This is a genomic window from Corynebacterium sp. H78, assembly GCF_037572275.1.
GTDB lineage: Bacteria > Actinomycetota > Actinomycetes > Mycobacteriales > Mycobacteriaceae > Corynebacterium.
On sequence record NZ_JBBHKX010000002.1, the window covers coordinates 234,005 to 251,424 of the forward strand.

Annotated in this window: 15 protein-coding genes; 11 read left to right on the top strand and 4 right to left on the bottom strand. The window is 57.4% G+C overall.

From position 1 onward, the window contains the following. The first annotated feature begins 68 nt into the window (after nucleotides 1-68). From guaA to WG934_RS02295, 5 genes are all read left to right on the top strand, one after another. Nucleotides 69-1,643, top strand: coding sequence for a glutamine-hydrolyzing GMP synthase (gene guaA / locus WG934_RS02275; RefSeq protein WP_339978747.1), 1,575 nt, complete (start codon nucleotides 69-71; stop codon nucleotides 1,641-1,643). Nucleotides 1,644-1,783: 140 nt separating this feature from the next. Continuing rightward, complete coding sequence (locus WG934_RS02280) at nucleotides 1,784-2,821, top strand: pirin family protein (protein ID WP_339988522.1); 1,038 nt, start codon at nucleotides 1,784-1,786, stop codon at nucleotides 2,819-2,821. Between the two features lie 19 nt (nucleotides 2,822-2,840). Beyond that, a complete protein-coding gene (locus WG934_RS02285; RefSeq protein ID WP_339977149.1) occupies nucleotides 2,841-3,146 on the top strand; it encodes an antibiotic biosynthesis monooxygenase family protein in 306 nt (101 codons plus the stop codon). A 137-nt stretch (nucleotides 3,147-3,283) separates the two neighbouring features. Further along, nucleotides 3,284-4,036, top strand: coding sequence for a hypothetical protein (locus tag WG934_RS02290; protein ID WP_339988523.1), 753 nt, complete (start codon nucleotides 3,284-3,286; stop codon nucleotides 4,034-4,036). An 11-nt stretch (nucleotides 4,037-4,047) separates the two neighbouring features. After that, nucleotides 4,048-5,748 (top strand): Y-family DNA polymerase, encoded by a 1,701-nt coding sequence (locus tag WG934_RS02295; RefSeq protein ID WP_339988524.1) that lies wholly within the window; start codon nucleotides 4,048-4,050, stop codon nucleotides 5,746-5,748. A 70-nt stretch (nucleotides 5,749-5,818) separates the two neighbouring features. Here WG934_RS02295 and WG934_RS02300 read toward each other — a convergent pair whose 3' ends face one another. After that, nucleotides 5,819-6,499: an AMIN-like domain-containing (lipo)protein gene (locus tag WG934_RS02300; RefSeq protein WP_339988525.1), complete on the bottom strand. Its 681-nt coding sequence runs from the start codon at nucleotides 6,497-6,499 to the stop codon at nucleotides 5,819-5,821. Between the two features lie 152 nt (nucleotides 6,500-6,651). Here WG934_RS02300 and WG934_RS02305 point away from each other — a divergent pair, with 152 nt between their 5' ends. Then, on the top strand, nucleotides 6,652-7,581 hold the full coding sequence (locus tag WG934_RS02305) for a sucrase ferredoxin (protein ID WP_339988527.1): 930 nt from the start codon (nucleotides 6,652-6,654) through the stop codon (nucleotides 7,579-7,581). A gap of 4 nt (nucleotides 7,582-7,585) precedes the next feature. On the opposite strand, the gene WG934_RS02310 is transcribed toward WG934_RS02305, so the two are convergent. The 3 genes from WG934_RS02310 to WG934_RS02320 form a co-directional block, all read right to left on the bottom strand. Continuing rightward, nucleotides 7,586-8,218, bottom strand: a complete 633-nt coding sequence (locus WG934_RS02310) for a methionine ABC transporter permease (RefSeq protein ID WP_339989218.1) — start codon at nucleotides 8,216-8,218, stop codon at nucleotides 7,586-7,588. Nucleotides 8,219-8,286: 68 nt separating this feature from the next. Further along, a complete protein-coding gene (locus WG934_RS02315; protein WP_339988529.1) occupies nucleotides 8,287-9,327 on the bottom strand; it encodes a methionine ABC transporter ATP-binding protein in 1,041 nt (346 codons plus the stop codon). 10 nt (nucleotides 9,328-9,337) lie between these two features. Beyond that, nucleotides 9,338-10,210, bottom strand: a complete 873-nt coding sequence (locus WG934_RS02320; RefSeq protein WP_339977161.1) for a MetQ/NlpA family ABC transporter substrate-binding protein — start codon at nucleotides 10,208-10,210, stop codon at nucleotides 9,338-9,340. Between the two features lie 105 nt (nucleotides 10,211-10,315). Between WG934_RS02320 and WG934_RS02325 the strand changes: the two genes are divergently transcribed. From WG934_RS02325 to WG934_RS02345, 5 genes are all read left to right on the top strand, one after another. Continuing rightward, the gene (locus WG934_RS02325; protein ID WP_445228171.1) at nucleotides 10,316-13,624 is read left to right on the top strand and encodes an error-prone DNA polymerase; all 3,309 of its coding nucleotides are present in this window, start codon (nucleotides 10,316-10,318) and stop codon (nucleotides 13,622-13,624) included. A gap of 26 nt (nucleotides 13,625-13,650) precedes the next feature. Next, on the top strand, nucleotides 13,651-15,564 hold the full coding sequence (locus WG934_RS02330; protein WP_339988532.1) for an alpha/beta hydrolase family protein: 1,914 nt from the start codon (nucleotides 13,651-13,653) through the stop codon (nucleotides 15,562-15,564). Nucleotides 15,565-15,640: 76 nt separating this feature from the next. Then, nucleotides 15,641-16,141, top strand: a complete 501-nt coding sequence (locus WG934_RS02335; RefSeq protein WP_339989219.1) for a tRNA (cytidine(34)-2'-O)-methyltransferase — start codon at nucleotides 15,641-15,643, stop codon at nucleotides 16,139-16,141. A 44-nt stretch (nucleotides 16,142-16,185) separates the two neighbouring features. Beyond that, complete coding sequence (locus WG934_RS02340) at nucleotides 16,186-17,043, top strand: bifunctional methylenetetrahydrofolate dehydrogenase/methenyltetrahydrofolate cyclohydrolase (RefSeq protein WP_339988533.1); 858 nt, start codon at nucleotides 16,186-16,188, stop codon at nucleotides 17,041-17,043. A gap of 85 nt (nucleotides 17,044-17,128) precedes the next feature. Then, entirely contained in the window at nucleotides 17,129-17,416 is a 288-nt protein-coding gene (locus WG934_RS02345; RefSeq protein ID WP_339988535.1) for a DUF3017 domain-containing protein, read from the top strand. The last annotated feature ends 4 nt before the right edge of the window (nucleotides 17,417-17,420 follow it).

Sequence of the window (17,420 nt, forward strand, 5' to 3'; positions counted from 1 at the left end):
GCTGAATGCCGTTGTGACGTTTAGGGAAGTCCACTCGGATTGATATGCTGGGAATCGTGGCTGAACAGGTGAATGGACAGGTAAATAAGCCCGTTCTCGTTGTGGATTTCGGAGCGCAGTACGCGCAGCTGATTGCACGTCGAGTTCGTGAGGCAAACATGTACTCCGAGGTGGTTCCGCATACGGCAACCACGGAGGAAATCCGTAAGAAGAACCCGGCGGCGCTGGTGCTGTCGGGTGGTCCGTCAAGTGTGTATGCAGATGGCGCACCAAAGCTGAATTCTGAGTGGCTCGAACTGGGCATTCCTGTGTTCGGTATTTGCTACGGCTTCCAGGCAATGACGAATGCTCTTGGCGGCACAGTGTCCGCGACCGGTGACCGCGAGTACGGTCGCACGCAGCTCGAATTGGCAGCGGATGCGGGTGCAATGCACACCGGCATGCCTGCTACCCACGAGGTGTGGATGAGCCACGGCGATGCTGTGACGCAGGCACCGGAAGGCTTTGTTGTCACTGCGTCATCGAAGGGCGCACCTGTTGCGGCATTCGAGTGTGCTGAGAAGAAAATGGCCGGCGTGCAGTACCACCCTGAGGTCAAGCATTCGCCGTATGGCCAGCAGGCGCTGGTTCGCTTCCTCACCGAGATCGCGGGGTTGGAGCAGAACTGGACTGCTGCGAATATTGCAGAAGAGCTCATTGAGGGCGTGCGGAAGCAGGTCGGCGAGACTGGTCGGGCAATCTGTGGCCTGTCTGGTGGCGTTGATTCGGCAGTAGCGGCAGCACTTGTTCAGCGTGCTATTGGTGACCGTTTGACCTGTGTATTCGTGGATCATGGGCTGCTGCGTCAAGGTGAGCGGGAACAGGTTGAGAAGGACTTCGTTGCTGCAACCGGCGCTCGTTTGATCACTGTCGATGATCGTAAGGTCTTCCTCGACGCACTCGCTGGCATCACTGACCCAGAGACGAAGCGCAAGACCATTGGTCGCGAGTTCATTCGTTCCTTCGAGCGTGCGGTGGCGCAGGCTCTCGATGGTGCTCCTGAAGGCGAGACGGTGGACTTCCTGGTTCAGGGCACCTTGTACCCAGATGTGGTCGAGTCCGGTGGCGGCTCTGGTACCGCAAATATCAAGTCGCACCACAACGTTGGTGGTCTTCCTGACGATGTCGAATTCACTCTCGTCGAGCCTCTCCGTCTGCTGTTTAAGGACGAGGTCCGTGCTGTTGGTCGCGAGCTCGGCTTGCCACCAGAGATCGTGAATCGCCAGCCATTCCCAGGTCCAGGTCTAGGCATTCGCATCATCGGCGCTGTCGATGAGGAGCGCCTGGATACTTTGCGTCGCGCGGATGCGATTGCACGCGAAGAGATGACGGCTGCTGGTCTCGACGAAATTGTGTGGCAGTGCCCGGTTGTTCTGCTTGCCGACGTTCGCTCGGTTGGCGTCCAGGGCGATGGACGTACCTACGGCCACCCAATCGTGTTGCGCCCTGTTACTTCGGAGGACGCAATGACCGCCGACTGGACGCGTATTCCTTACGACGTCCTGGAGCGCATCTCTACCCGTATTACTAACGAGGTTGCCGAGGTTAACCGAGTGGTGTTGGATGTCACCTCCAAGCCACCGGGAACCATTGAGTGGGAGTAGCGCGTTCCTGGCGTTAGCTACTGAGCACTTATGACCGAGCCAGCAACAAAATTGGGCAATTGTGAGCCTAAATTGTTGCTGGCTCGGTCATAAGTCATTTTCTGGGCGGTAGGTCGCTTGTTGCCGTTATGCTTGTGGACATGTCAACGCGCAAGGTTCATTCGCATTCGACTACCGAGCCGCTCGTAGAGATCATTGCCTCCCGTGAGGTTCCCCTGGGCGGGCCACGCGGAATGACAGTGCAGCGCACCATTCCGCAACGCCAGCGTTCCATGATTGGCGCATGGTGTTTCTGTGACCATTTTGGTCCGGATGACGTCGCAAAGACCGGTGGTATGGACGTGGCACCGCATCCGCATACGGGATTGCAGACGGTGAGCTGGCTATTCGAAGGGAATGTCACGCACCACGATTCCGGTGATAACCATGGGGTGGTTCGTCCGGGCGAGGTCAATCTCATGACCGCTGGCGCTGGCATTTGTCATTCCGAAGTGTCGACGCAGGACACCACTATTCTGCATGGTGTGCAGCTGTGGACTGTGCTTCCCGACGCTGCCCGCAACACCGCACCGCGCAGTTTCGAGCATTATGCGCCGGAGTTGATTGAGCAGGATGGGCTTTCTGCACTGGTGTTTGTTGGTTCATTGCTGGGTGAGACGTCGCCGATTCGTACGTTTTCTCCACTGGTGGGAGCAGAGCTGCGACTGGCTCCCGGAGCATCCGCGACTGTGCCTGTGGACGCTGCGTTCGAGCATGGCTTGCTTGTTGATTCAGGCGAGATCCAACTGAACGGCACGGCTATTCCGCGCACCGCGATGGGCTACACAGGTGTCGGCGAGACGGTTTTGACGATTACGAATACCGGCACGACAGCTGCTCGCATGGTGCTGATTGGTGGCGAGCCGTTCGGCGAGAACATTGTGATGTGGTGGAATTTCATCGGTCGCACTCATGACGAGGTAGTTGCAGCTCGCGAGGCATGGCAGCGGGAGGGTAGGCTGCCAGGTCCTGCACAAGGCTTGCCGACGACCCGCTTCGGCAAGGTAGACGGTTACGTTGGGCATCGTCCGGATGGTTTGTCGCGTCTTCCTGCGCCGGGGTTGCCACGAACGACATTGAAGGCGCGAGTGAATCCGGCGCCGCATGCGTTTTCGGGGCCGAGGCCACTGAACGAGTAGTTGGGTACGCTTGGTCGGTATGAGCATCGTAAAGATCAATGCAATTTCTATTCCCGAAGGTGCCGGCGAAGAGCTGGAGCGCCGTTTTTCGGCGAATGCTGGTCGGATGAAGGATGTGCCTGGCTTCTTGGGTTTCCAGTTGCTGCGCCCTACGGCGGGCGAAGAGCGCTACTTTGTGTACACGGAGTGGGAGTCTGAGGAAGCGTACGCAGGGTGGCGCGATGGTTCTGGTCGTTCTGCGCATGCTGGGGAGAACCGTAAGCCTGTTGCCACTGGCGCTAATCTGCTGGAGTTCGATGTCGTGCTAGATGTCGCTGCAGAGTAGTTTGCAAGTTTTTCCGGGGTTGAGTGATCCCGGATTTTTCTTTCACCGCATTTTCGAATATGTGTGCTAATTTACCTTGACTGAAATCCGTTAGTTCGCATACACTTTCGAATATCTTATGGGGGAGGAGGAAGAAAATGACCGCTGCTGTACACGAGCTGCCAGATTTATCGCAGCTGGCCACACTGGGGAAAACTGATCGCATTGCTGCTCTGCGACGGTCAATGCGCAAGGTTGAAGGCCGTGATGACGGATCGTTGGCGGGCTCTGAGCATCATAGTGATGGTGGTGGTAGCGAACGCTATATTGCTGTGCCAGCTGAGCTGCAGGTGTTGTTCGATGGTGGTTTGGCTCGGGGTGCAGTGAGTTCTATTGACAGTGCTGGTGCTGTTGTCGTGGCACTTATTGCGGAGGCAACAAAAGCATCACTGCAGGTTGCTGTTGTAGGGACCGCGCAGTGCGGAATGTTGTCGGTAGTAGAGCAGGGTGGTGACATTTCACGTGTCGTGGTTGTAGAAAACCCAGGTGAGGAACCACTGGAAGTTGTCGGCCTGTTGGCTGATGGCGCGGACTTGGTGGTGGTTGACCTGCCACAGGCACCACCGCCGTCATTGGCGCGACCAATCATGGCGCGGCTGCGGAAGAGTGGGTGCGCATTGCTTTTCGTTGGTAAGGGGTGGCCGGGAGCGTCGGTGCGCATTTCATCCGAGCTTGTTGCTGTGCACGGGTTGGGGCGTGGGCATGGCCGCATTCGGGGCATTGAGTATCACGTGTCGGCGGAAGGCAGTGGGCGACCGCGTCGTCAGGTGCAGTGGGTAGTTGGGGAATCTGGAGGTGCGGTAGGCGCGTCTCGTGGTGCGGAGATTCTTGAATTTAAGAGGGCACAATGACAGTGGCTGGAGTGGCAAACCAGAATCGTGTCATCGGGTTGTGGTTGCCAGATTGGCCTGTGCAAGCAGCCTTGCTGGCGGGAGTGGTCGAGGAGACCGCAACGGCACTGGAAATGCCGTATTCGGGGGTGTTGACGCCGGTTGCGCTCATTGGGCGGGACACTGCGGGCACCGTTGGATCTGGTGGCGCTGTCGTTGTTCGCGACTGTTCACAAACCGCTAGGGATGCGGGGGTGCGGCGTGGGCAGCGACGTCGGCAAGCACAAGCGACCTGCCCGGAAGTAGTGGTGCTCGATGAAGACCCAGTGCGTGATGCTCACGAGTTCGAGCCGATTGTAGGCAGGCTCGAATCTATCGCTGCCGGCGTCGAGGCTCTGCGCCCCGGGTTTGTGGTGATGAATGCTAAGGGTCCTGCCGGGTATTACGGCGGGGAAGCAAAAGCATTAGAAATGCTGCTCGACGCAGCAGCTACGCAGGGAGTGGACTGTCAGATTGGAGTTGCAGACGATGTGGTGACGGCGGTGCTTGCGACACGTCGCAATGTGCAACTGCCAGTCGGCGCTGGGGCGGAATTTCGGAAATACGTATCTTTGCGGGAAGTCCAGGCGGAAGTCTCTCTTGGCTTCCCTGAGACGCTTGCGCGAGCTTGGGATGATTTGGGGTTGCGCACGCTAGGAGATGTGTCGGCGATCCCAGCCCGCGACATTGCAACGCGGTTTGGTACAGAGGGAATGCGCTGGCGCTATCTTGCAGAACACGGCGAACGGCAGCTAGTGGCAGCGCGTGCCGTGCCCGCTGACCTCACTGTGCGCTATGTGCCAGCAGAAGAATCTGTTGATGGCAGGCCGCTCCAACGTGTCGACGAAGCGTCTTTCGTGGCGCGCGCTCTTGCAACAAAACTGCACGAAACTTTAGGGGCGCGTGGCTATCTGTGTCAGCGTCTGGCGGTGACAGCGGAGTTCTCTGACCGGCAAGAATTACGACGTGTGTGGCGCTGTGCCGAACCATTAACCGAAACGGCAACAGTGGATCGCGTTCGGTGGCAGTTGGATGGTTGGTTATCGCGGAGGGAAGTATCGGTAGGGACCGATGACAGCGACGGCCACGGCATCGACGTTGACGATGGCGAATGCAGCGAAGATCGGGGCATCATTGCGCTTACTTTGGAGCCTCTCGATGTCATTGAAGCGGGAGCGATCAAGGATGCGTTGTGGGGACGAGCGGACGAATCGGTACGACGAGCTCATCACGCCGCAGTGCGGGTGCAAGGCTTACTTGGTGCAGATGCAGTGTCGCATCCTGTTGTGGTTGGTGGTCGAGGGCCAGGCGAAAGAATCGCGATGATTCCGGTTGGGGAAGAACAGCCCGTCAGCTCTGGCGAATGGCATGGGGCGATGCCGGCACCGAATCCAGCAGTTGTTGTGCCTCATGGGGCTCGACATCCGGCAGCTCAAATACGAGTGCTGGATGCACAGGGGCAAGCAGTTGTTGTAACTGGCAGGGCAACGTTGACAGGGGAACCACACAGCGTCACCTGGGCGGGGCAGAATCATGCCGTCACTGCGTGGGCGGGGCCATGGCCAGTGGATGAACGTTGGTGGACTGTCTCTGAAGGGAGGAGAGCAGCTCGTCTACAAATAGCTATCGACAAAGCCGCGTTTTTGCTGATTGGCAGCAAAGGGCAGTGGCGAATAGAAGGAAAATATTCCTAAGACTTCGCTAAACGCAAAGAACTCCATGCGCGAAGACACCCGGTGAGCGAAGACATCAGAGGAACGCAAGCTACTTCGCTTCAATATCTACAATGAGGCGAGTCGGGTTTTCTACCAAGAAGGCCCGGAACGGCTTACGCTCATCGCGGACACCAGCGACATACTGGCTTGATCCCTCAAATGTGCCAGCGCCAACAACTTCCTCAATGGACTTGGTGTCGGTTGGGCGAACCGGGTCGGACGGGAAGTCCTCCATGTTGAAATCGAATGGATAGCCGGTGCCGCGAATATCAATGGCTAGCTTCTTCGCACCAGCTACTGAAATCGCCTTACCGCTGCCTTGCTGGGCGGGGATGTCGTCGTAACGTACCCAATAACCAGGCTTGCCCTCGCCGGTGAACTCGAAAACAATGCGGTCATATCCATCGTGAGAGCCGATGCGGACATCCTTAATGCCCAGATAGGACCCTTCGGCAGGCGCAGCCTCGGCGGCATTCAGTGAGAACTCCTCGCCTTCAGGGGCAGGGTCAGACTCTAAGACAGCAGACGTGCCTCCGGTTTCAGCATTCGGCTTACCAGCGTCGGAGCCCTGGCTACCTGCCGAGTCGCTTGATCGCATCGACACAGCCGACTGAGGTTCGACTTCGTCTCCATTGGTGGAGCAGGCTGCTACGCCAAGAACCAATGCGGCACACGACACGGCAGCGACCATCTTCGGTGATGATGCTCGGGAAACCGGATTAAAATTCATGCCAACGACCGTAAATGTGAAAACTCGGAATGGCAAAGTACGCTAATAGTAAAACCGCAGGTCGCAGGCTTGAGGCTAGAAAGTGTTGCCAAACAGTAATATAAACAGCCCCTTACAGGGTGCGTTTTCCGTCTTCTGCTAAGGAAAGTTATATGTCTGACACCATTTGTTCTGCGAATATCGATGAGCCATTGCCGGGCACAGCCAAGGCTGGAAAGCTCTTCATCGCACTTGAGCACCACTATGGCTGGAGTCACGACATCCTCGACGGCGGGGTCTATGGCGACGACATCACCGCTCGACTGAAATCATGGCTCGCAGAAAGAAACGGCAGTCTCCAACTCATTCGGAAGCCTGGTCGACTTGGTCAGGTCCCGTGCGACGGCATCAACCTCTACATCTCCCACTGCGACCCATCCGAGTTTGCGACATCCGAGGCCTCAACAGCTGCTACCGCGAGCGATGTATTCGTCGAGCACCGCATGGTGGCCGATGTCGAAGAACTCATGACTCTCGACATTCAACTGGGCAAACGCACTGAAGGGGCTGTGCTCGTCGATAAGCCAATGCTATTGGTGTGTACTCATGGCAAGCGCGATCGGTGCTGCGCAGTGAAGGGGCGTCCGCTGGCTGCCGCATTGGCGCAGGTCTTTCCTGAGCAGGTGTGGGAGACGTCGCACTCCAAGGGGCATCGTTTTGCTCCGGCAGTGGTGATGTTGCCGTGGAATTACTCGTACGGTCGACTGAGCGCGCAGGCAATGAAGGATGCTCTCGAAACCGCTGAACAGGGCACCTTATACGCGGATGGATGTCGTGGGCGCGGGATCTACAAGGCGCAGGGGCAGGTGGCGGAGTTGGCTGCTCGCGAGGCGCTCGGGGAGTGGTCGCTGGATGCTGTTGAATCCGTGCAGGTTGCTGATGCCGGCACCGGTACTGCCATTGCTACCGTCTCGCTTTACGACGGTCGTGCAATAGAAACGACCCTGGAACAAATCGTCACTGACGGAGTTGTGTCGTCATGTGGCGATGAACCAGGGCCGAAAAAGGGCTGGGCTGCGGTGGGTGTGCGGCAGCTGGGGTAGCGGACTAGCGACGCATGATCTTTTTTGCTGCCCAGTTGCCCAGCAGCTGGGCAGCCTGCACGATGAGGATGATGACGAACGTGGCCACCAGTGTCACGTTCCAGTCGAATGCCTGGTAGCCGTACGTAATGGCAAAGTTGCCGAGGCCACCGCCACCGATATAGCCAGCCATTGCGGACATATCGACCACCGCGATAAATGCGAAGGTGTAGCCGAGGATCAGTGGGCCAAGTGCCTCGGGCACGATGACCGAACGAATGATCTGAAATGGTGACGCACCCATGGATCGGGCAGCTTCAATAACGCCAGGGTCGATGGACATTAAGTTTTGTTCCACCAAGCGGGCGATAGCGAACGTTGCCGCAATCGTCATGACAAACATTGCGGCTTCCGTGCCGATGGTCGTGCCCACAACCATGCGGGTGAGCGGGCCAATTGCCGTCACCAAAATGATGAACGGAATTGGACGCACGAAGTTGATCAGCACGTTCAGCACTGTGTACATCGGGCCACTCGACAGCACGCCACCCTTTCGAGAGGTGTACAGCAAGATACCGATTATTAGGCCCAAGAAACCGCCGGCCAGCATTGCGACGCCGACCATCGCCAACGTTTGTCCAATGGATTCTCCGAGCATTGGAGCCAGGGAACCCCAATTGGTGTTCTTGCCAGAAATATCAGGCAAAGAGTTGAGGAAGTTCGTCATTATCGCAGTTCCTCCACGGTGGTAAGCGTCGACAGATCGGCAATAGTTGCGCGAACAGCAGCGCCGTCGCCAGGCATAACACCGTCGCCCGCAGCCTCAGTTAATCGCAGTGTTAAACGACCAAAGGCATGTTCCTGCACATTGGACACCGAACCATGCGCAACCGTTGCCTTCACGCCACGGGCATGAGCAGCAGCCAGCACGGCAGCGAGGTCAATCTGGTCGGTCAAAGTGACTGTCACCAAACGACCCGCAGAACCCAGCACAGAATCCAGCTCGCGTCCCTTAGGGCGATCGCGCAGCGCGGTTGCAGCGAACTTTCGTCCGACCTCCGTCTGCGGATTCGAGAAAATACCGTGGACCGAACCGTGTTCGACAACTCGGCCGTTCTCCATGATCGCCATCCGATCCGCAATCGCCCGCACCACGGACATGTCGTGCGTAATCAGGACGATCGTCACGCCCATCTCACGATTAATCCGACGCAGCAGCTCCAAGACATCGGCAGTGGTTTCCGGGTCTAGTGCCGAGGTGGCTTCGTCGGCAAGCAGAAGCGTCGGGTTGGTAGCAAGCGCGCGGGCAATACCCACACGCTGTTTCTGGCCACCCGAGAGCTGCTCGGGGTAATTGCGTCCCTTGTCGGCCAGTCCAACGAAATCGAGCAACTCGCGAACGCGCTCATCACGCTGCTTCTTCGGCATCCCCGCAAGCTCCAGCGGATAAGCGATATTGCCCGCCGCAGTGCGCGAATGGAACAGGTTGAAGTGCTGAAAGATCATGCCGATATTGCGGCGCAGACCACGCAGCTTACGCTCGGGCATTCGCGCGATATCGGTACCGTCGAGAAGGACTTCTCCCTGTGTTGGCTTCTCCAGGCCATTAATCATGCGGATCAGCGTTGATTTTCCTGCTCCGGAGTAGCCAATGATGCCGAGGATTTCTCCGGGTTCGACGGAGAGTGTGACATCGGACAACGCGGTAACGTCGCCAAATGTTTTGCTGAGCCCTCGGAACTCCAGCTGGGTTCCTGTGCGAGTCACTTAAGGTTTCCTACTTTTGTTCGCGCTGTTGCTTTTCGACGCGGTCGAGAATTGCCTGGAGCTCGTCTGCCGACTTATCGACTGCGACAGACGTGCCCTTGGAGTCTTCGTCGACTGCCTTTTGAACCTCTGGATCGTGCCACAACTTAGCCAGCTTCGCGATTTCCGGGTCATCCTTACGGTCAGCCTTGACGACGAACACATTGATGTAAGGCTCTGCTTCAGCGGTGTTTGGGTCGTCCTGGAACAGCGCGGTGTTCGGATCGATGCTGGCGCGCTCAAGGAAGGTGTTGTTGATGACAGCGAGCTTGCCTTCGCCGTAGGCGGTAGTTGTCTGAACTGGGTCAACTGGAACGACCTTGACCTTGGATGCTGCTTCGTCGATGTCCGCTGGGGAAGGGGTGAGGATGCCATCTTCCTTCAGCTTCAGTAGGCCTGCCTGGACGAGAACAGAGATGGCGCGACCCTGGTTCGAAGGATCGTTTGGAACTGCGACCTCTGCGCCCTTCTTGATGTCATCAACGGACTTCACGTCCTTGCTGTACAGGGCCAGTGGAATGATCTCGGTCGATGCAATTGGCACGAGATCCGAGTTAGCGCCAACGTTGTACTCGCCGAGGAACTTGATGTGCTGGAAGAGATTGACATCGATCTGTCCCTCATCGAGGGAGCGATTCGGGGTGGTGTAATCGGTGTAAGGTTCAACCTTCAGGTCAATGCCGGCAGCTTCGGCCTTCTGCTGGAATACGGTCCATGCCTTCTTTTGGCTGTCGGTGGTGCCAATGGTGATGGTTCCTTCGTCATCGCCGCTACCACAGGCAACAAGGCTAGTAGCTGAAAAAGCGACGGTCAGAGCGCCTGCGGTAAAACGCTTGAGGTTCATGGTTGTTCTCCTGGTGGGGTGTTTGTAAATAGACCAAGCTGTCTTGTAATGGGTTTAGCGTATCACTACTGCGGAAATGCTAAAAATGGTCACCTTTATTAGAACATGTGTTTGAAAATGGTCCGTTGGTGGCGCTACTGTTGCGGCATGGGTGGTCGTCCTCTGTCGTGGTCGCGTATCGAGCGCATCTTGTCCAGCACCTACACCGGAAAACTCACTCCTACCGAGACCTTTAATGGCTGGCGAACTGCCCCGGAATCTGTCATTGCCGGCGCATTTGGGCGGTGGGGTGAACATGGTGGTGATGCCTCACGGTTGTCAAAACCACCAGCAGACAGCGCCCACGAGCATGACATTGCCCACGAGCGTGACATTGCCCAGCGCGTCGGTGCTGACTTGCATTGCCGAACCAGTTTTTCCTTCCTGCATGGAGCCTCAGATCCAGAAGATATGGTGGCGGAGGCATGCCGGCTGGGACTTCGCACATTGGGAATTGCAGACCGCGATGGCTTCTACGGTGTCGCACGCTTCGCTGAGGCAGCGGCAGAAGCGAGGCTGAACACCATCATCGGTGCGGAGCTCTCTTTGTCCGAAGCTCCTCTCACTGTTCTTGTTCGAGGGCCGGAAGGGTACCGGAGGCTCAGTCATGTGTTGTGCGATGCGCACATGGCTAGTGGTGAAAAGGGAGTACTACTGTATCCATCCCTTGACCAGCTAGCGCACCATGCTGATGGGCACTGGCAGATCCTGGCCAACGAAGAATGGTTGCCTCACCTTGACGCACTGGTCGCCACTTTTGGTACAGCCAACGTGGCAGTTGAACACCGCATTGATCTCACGCCACGTGCAGCTGACTATCAACGGGAGTTGGCGGAAGCTGCAGAGAAACTAGGACTTCGGCAAGTGGTGGGAGCAGCTGCAACAGCTGCGACGCCGTCGTCGGCACGCGTTGCGGGAGCAAAGCATGCGTTGCATGTGCGGGAATCGCTAGATGAACACGAATCTGCGCTGCCAGCGGTAGGTGGTTCGTGGCTGCGGTCATGGGAGGAGCTCCGGGAGTTTTTCCACCATCTGCCCGACGCGATTGCTGCCACCGAAGACATTGCTGCCGAGTGCGCTTTCACCTTGGATCTCATTGCGCCCCGCCTACCCGAATGGGATACGCCGGACGGGTACACGGAATCAACGTGGCTCGCGAAGCTGGCGAAGGAAGGTGCGCGGAGGCGGTACAAGCGAGACACCGACATTTCTCGTCGCGCCTGGGTTCAACTGGAGCATGAGCTCGATGTCATTGATCAACTAGGTTTTCCTGGTTACTTCCTGATCGTCCACGACATCTGCGACTTCTGTCGGCGAGAAAACATTCTGGCGCAGGGGCGTGGCTCGGCAGCGAACTCCGTTGTGTGCTTTGCCCTCGGCATCACCAATGTGGACCCCATTTCCGCTGGCCTACTCTTCGAGCGTTTTCTATCGGCCGAGCGCGATGGACCTCCAGATATCGATGTTGATATCGAGTCGGGTCGTCGTGAAGAAGTTATCCAATACGTGTACCGGCGTTATGGCCGAGATAATGCCGCACAGGTGGCAAATGTCATTACGTATCGACGTCGCGGCGCGCTCCGCGACGCCGCTCGCGCGCTGGGGCATGACCCTGGGGTGATTGATGCGTGGGTCAATAAACTGACGGATCCACCGACCCAGGTCGCGGAGTTGGCGGACAAGCTGAAAGGTCAGCCACGGCATCTGGGTATTCATTCCGGCGGCATGGTGATCTGCGACCGGCCAATTGCCGATGTTGTACCCACGGAATGGGCGCGCATGGAAAACCGCTCGGTGGTGCAGTGGGACAAAGACGATTGCGCGGCAGCTGGGTTGGTGAAATTCGATCTGCTGGGGCTTGGCATGTTGGAGGCGATACATCACTGTATTGATCTGGTTGCGAAGCATCGGGGCAAGGAAGTGAACCTATGGGAGATCGACATCTCAGAACCAGAGGTCTATGAGATGCTCGCACGCGCCGATGCCGTCGGCGTATTCCAAGTGGAATCACGCGCGCAGTTGGCAACATTGCCCCGGCTGAAACCTCGCGAGTTTTTTGACCTCGTTGTCGAGGTTGCCTTGATCCGTCCAGGTCCTATCCAGGGTGGTTCGGTGCATCCGTATATCCGCCGGCGTAACGGTGTGGAAGCTGTCACCTACGACCATCCGGTGCTGGAGAAATCACTGGGTAAAACTCTCGGCATTCCGTTGTTCCAAGAGCAGCTCATGCAGATGGCTGTCGATGCCGCCGGATTCAGCGGCGCGGAAGCGGACTCTTTACGACGAGCCATGGGATCAAAACGCTCCGTAGCCAAAATGGAGGCCTTGCATGAACGATTCCTCCGAGGCCTGTGGCAGACCAATCGCATCAGTGGGGAAGTGGGAGAGAAACTCTGGAACAAGATCGTTGCATTTGCAGCCTATGGATTCCCAGAGTCGCATGCGCAGTCGTTCGCGTCGTTGGTGTACTTCTCTGCATGGTTTAAGTACCACTACCCGGCAGAGTTCTGTGTGGCGCTGCTGCGGGCACAACCGATGGGCTTCTACTCGGCCCAGTCATTGGTCGCAGATGCGCGCAGGCACGGTGTGGAATGTGTCAGCCCCAGCATCGATGTTTCCGGAGTGGAAGCCGATGTTGAAGTCGGCGCTGGTTCGGCAGGGGGCGATCGCATCCGTCTGGGACTCGGCTCCATCAACGGGCTTGGCGACGTCGCAGCCAAACGCATCGTCGCTGCCCGTGCCACAGCTCCATTTCAATCGGCTGCGGACCTCGCGCGCCGGGCACAACTGACCGTTGCCCATCTGGAAGCGTTGGCCAGGGCTGGAGCGATGGAGTGTTTGGGGATGGATCGTCGTCAAGCGTTGTGGGCGGCAGGCGTGGCAGCGACAGAGCATGAAGGGATGCTGCCGGGACTGACTGTGGCGAATGCGCCAGCATTGCCAGGGATGACCGAATTCGAGTTGGCGGCGGCGGACTTGGCGGGAACCGGGGTGACGCCAGGCGAGTATCCAGTGGCTGCTTTGCGTGCAGAACTACAAGAGCGAGGAGTGGTGTCAGCGATCGAACTGAAACATGTGGAAGACAGTTCGAGGGTGCGGATTGCCGGAATTGTGACGCATCGACAGCGCCCGGGAACCGCAGGTGGAGTGGTGTTTCTTGGCATGGAAGACGAGACCGGACTCATGAACGTCTTGTGCACTCCCGGGCTGTGGGAGCGCTACCGAGCTATTGCAACGACGGAGCGCGCCCTGATGGTTAGAGGCATCGTGCAAAACGCATCGGGTGCAGTGACTGTGGTGGCCGACAAGCTTGTTCCACTACGTGAGATTGTGGCAGCGCCGGTGGTCGCAGGGCGGAGCCGTGATTTCCGCTAGCGCTGCGACGGCCTAAGATTAGTAGTATGCGTCACACATATGGTTCCTCGCTCGCCCCTGATGGAAGCGCTATTGCGTACATCGTTCGCGATCATGGCTACCCACACGCCGTGCAGATGCAGCTGGAGCCTGACGGTGCCGGCCTCGGCGAAGAACGCTATGTGAAGTTGCCTATCGACGGACCTGTCACCAAGGTTCTGCACTCGCCAGATGCGAAGTGGATCGCGTGTGAAGTATCACCGCATGGCACCGAGCGGCTGGAAACGTGGCTTGTATCTACGGACCCAGATGTGCCAGGAGCCACCCCACTTCGGTTGCCTGCGGATAGCCGCACCACGTTGGTGGAGTGGGATAACGAGTTGCTGGCTATGAATGCGGTGACTGATCGGGGAGTGACACAGGCGCGTCTGGTGGATCCTCGGACATCGCGATACGAAGTGATCGACCAGCGTTCTGACAGTCTGTTGGTGGCAGCTGAAAACGGCTATGGATTGGTGCGCGTTGGCCCGCGTGGGCATCACGAACTCTTGTTGGTCGGCCCGGACATGAAGTGGAATCCGCTACTGCCACCCGATCCTGGTTCCACCACAGATGCCGGTGTCATCATTGCCGGAGCACATGATGGCAAGCTCACTGCGTTCGTGTTGTCCGATCATGGAGTGGAACGGACCCGAGTGCTTCGTCTCGACGTCAATGGCATCGATGTGTCCGTGGAAGAATTCATCAGCAACCCGGATCAGGATGTTGAAGAGTTCCTCATCAGCGACGACGCTTCTACTGCAGCAGTGCTATGGAACAACGGAGGTGTGTCATCGCTAGAAGTGCTGACACTCGGTGAAGGGCCGCAGGGCGACGGTATCCGTGTTCAAGTGCGTCGCACAGTGGAGCTGCCGGGCATGGTGGCCAGCGAGTTGTCCATTTCCGGAGACGGTAGCCTCATCTCGGTGACTGTAGAGGGGCCGGGCTTGCCACCGACTGTGGAGATTTTGTCCACCACAGGTGGCACTGTTGATCCCGTAGACCCTGCGCGAACGCAACGCATTCTCGATGCTGAACAAGCGTTGAGTGAGCAGTGTTTGATTCCTGAGCTCGTGCACTTTACCTCACGCGATGGGCTGGAATTGTCCGGCTGGTTGTACCTGCCCGAAGACTTTTCAGGTAAGGGTCCGGGGGCAGCGTTCATCCACATCCACGGTGGACCTGAGTTGCAAGCTAAACCCATCAACCACGATATTCTCGCCGCTTTGGTGCAATCTGGAATGACTGTGTTCACGCCGAACTTGCGCGGTTCCAAGGGCTCTGGTCGATCCTTCGAGCACGCAGGTGACCGCTATGGCAGGTTCGCCGCTATCCGCGATATCGAAGCCGCTACCAATTTCCTCATCGATTCTGGACTTGCTGACCCGAAGCGAATTGTCCTCGGTGGTCGTAGCTACGGCGGGTTCATGTCCCTCATGGCAGCAGCGTGGTACCCGGACACTTATGCAGCAATCATTGATGCCTGCGGAATGACAAGTTTCGAAACCTACTACAAATCTACCGAGCCGTGGCTGGCCCAAGCAGCCTATACGCGTTATGGCTACCCATACCAGGATGCGGAGCTGCTACGAGATCTCTCACCAGTACTGCGCGCCGACGAAATGAAAGCACCCACGCTGTTCATTCACGGCGAGTGGGACACCAATGTTTTGCCACGTGAATCTGGTCAGATGCGTGACTCCATGGACGCGTACGGAGTCACCACCGAGTTTCTCCTCGTTCCAGGTGAAGGCCATAAGTTCGCGAAACCCAAGAGCCGTCGACTCATCGCTCACACCATGCTGGATTTCTTGAAGCGCCAGGGAATCGTCGAAAAGCCAAACCTTAATCGCTTCGATGAACAGTTTGCGCGGATGAAGGCGGCGGTTACGCCGGGGCATGTAGATGAGGATGAAGAGTAGAGGAATACGCTTAGACACCGTGATTCCAGAAACCGAGACTGAAGAAACGACATCAACCCAGAAAAAGCAGGATGAGGTGCCACAGAGCCAATCGGCGCAGGCGCACACCTGTCATGTGGTGTTTGATCGGCCAGTCATCCCACCGAATACGGGCAATGCGATTCGTATGTGCGCTGGAACCGGTGCCATGCTGCATCTCGCGGAGCCGTTGGGGTTCAACTTTGAGGACAAGAATCTTCGTCGTGCCGGGCTCGATTATCACGACCTCGCAGATGTCCAGGTTCATTCCTCAATTGACGAAGTACTTGAGCACTTCAGTTCGCAAGGATCAAGGATCTTCGCGTTTACCGCGCGTACGGATACGTGGTACACGGAAATCGAGTACCGCCCAGGTGACGTGCTACTTTTCGGCCCAGAACCGACCGGGCTTGAAGAATCGGTGCTGAACGATCCCCGAATTACTCAACTCGTGCGCATCCCCATGCTGCCGGGAAGGCGCAGCATGAACTTGTCGAATGCAGCGGCCGTCGCAACGTATGAAGCATGGCGGCAGCAAGGGTTCGGCGGAGCGGAATAGATGCGGTAGGCGAGAGTCTGCAGGGAAGTGCAATACTTAGAGCTATGGCAGCAACCAAACTTGATGGAAAGATGTACCGCGATGAGATTTTCGAGGATCTTGCCGCGCGCGTAGCAAAGCTGAAGGAAGCCGGCGTTACTCCAGGTCTGGCAACCGTTCTGGTGGGCGATGATGCCGGTAGCCACGCCTACGTGAAGATGAAGCACCGGGACTGCGAGCAAATTGGCATCGCGTCGATTCGCAAGGATCTTCCGGCGGACACAACCCAGGAAGAACTCGAAGCAGTTATTGCCGAGCTGAACGAGGATCCAGCGTGCACCGGCTACATCGTGCAGCTGCCGTTGCCGAAACATCTCGACGAGAACCGCATCCTTGGCCTCATTGATCCTGAAAAGGACGCAGACGGCCTGCACCCAGTCAACCTGGGCAAGCTTGTACTGAATGAGCCAGCTCCATTGCCATGTACTCCGAACGGTTGCATCCACTTGCTGCGTCGCTTCGGCGTGGAGCTGAAGGGCGCAAAGGTGTGCGTGATCGGCCGTGGTGTCACTGTTGGGCGCCCAATTGGTCTGATGCTGACTCGTCGTAGCGAGAACTCCACCGTAACCTTGTGCCACACCGGTACGAAGGATCTGGCTGCAGAGACGAAGAACGCCGACATCATTATCGCTGCTGCTGGCGTGCCACACATGCTCACCGCAGACATGATCAAGCCAGGCGCTGCCATCCTCGACGTGGGTGTTTCGCGTCTCGACGGCAAGCTGGCAGGCGACGTCGCCCCAGATGTATGGGATGTTGCTGGTTTCGTTTCGCCAAACCCAGGTGGCGTCGGCCCACTGACGCGTGCCTTCTTGGTTCGCAATGTCGTCGAGCGAGCAGAACGACTCGCAGGATTGGTTTAGTATCGGCCACCATATGCGTGAAATAGCTCGCCGGGCTCGGCCGGAGGATCTCCCTGATCCAAAGGAAAATCCCCACACTCACGAAGTGGCTCGTGGGGAACATTGGCCTGCGCGAGTGCAGTACGCATTGTATGGATTGCTCTTTGCAGGTTTTGGCGCGTTTATCGTGTTCTTGGGTCTGGAACGATGGCGTCGAGCAACCTTTATCCTGGGGATCACCATGCTCTATCTGGCAGGGCTGCGTCAGTTCTTGCCGGATAGCCTGCTGGGTATCATGTCTGTGCGGTCCAGAAACTTCGATATGTGGTTCAACGGTTGCTTAGGTATCGGCCTAGTGTTCCTATCGGTTTCGGTCGATGCGCTCGGCAGTTAACTCG

Excerpts from the sequence above, each read along its gene's own strand:
- WG934_RS02320 (WP_339977161.1), bottom strand. The coding sequence starts at position 10,210 with ATGAACCTCAAGCGTTTTACCGCAGGCGCTCTGACCGTCGCTTTTTCA.
- WG934_RS02285 (WP_339977149.1), top strand. The coding sequence starts at position 2,841 with ATGAGCATCGTAAAGATCAATGCAATTTCTATTCCCGAAGGTGCCGGC.
- WG934_RS02325 (WP_445228171.1), top strand. The coding sequence starts at position 10,316 with ATGTGTTTGAAAATGGTCCGTTGGTGGCGCTACTGTTGCGGCATGGGT.
- WG934_RS02340 (WP_339988533.1), top strand. The coding sequence starts at position 16,186 with ATGGCAGCAACCAAACTTGATGGAAAGATGTACCGCGATGAGATTTTC.
- WG934_RS02290 (WP_339988523.1), top strand. The coding sequence starts at position 3,284 with ATGACCGCTGCTGTACACGAGCTGCCAGATTTATCGCAGCTGGCCACA.
- WG934_RS02310 (WP_339989218.1), bottom strand. The coding sequence starts at position 8,218 with ATGCTCGGAGAATCCATTGGACAAACGTTGGCGATGGTCGGCGTCGCA.
- WG934_RS02305 (WP_339988527.1), top strand. The coding sequence starts at position 6,652 with ATGTCTGACACCATTTGTTCTGCGAATATCGATGAGCCATTGCCGGGC.
- WG934_RS02280 (WP_339988522.1), top strand. The coding sequence starts at position 1,784 with ATGTCAACGCGCAAGGTTCATTCGCATTCGACTACCGAGCCGCTCGTA.
- WG934_RS02330 (WP_339988532.1), top strand. The coding sequence starts at position 13,651 with ATGCGTCACACATATGGTTCCTCGCTCGCCCCTGATGGAAGCGCTATT.
- WG934_RS02300 (WP_339988525.1), bottom strand. The coding sequence starts at position 6,499 with ATGAATTTTAATCCGGTTTCCCGAGCATCATCACCGAAGATGGTCGCT.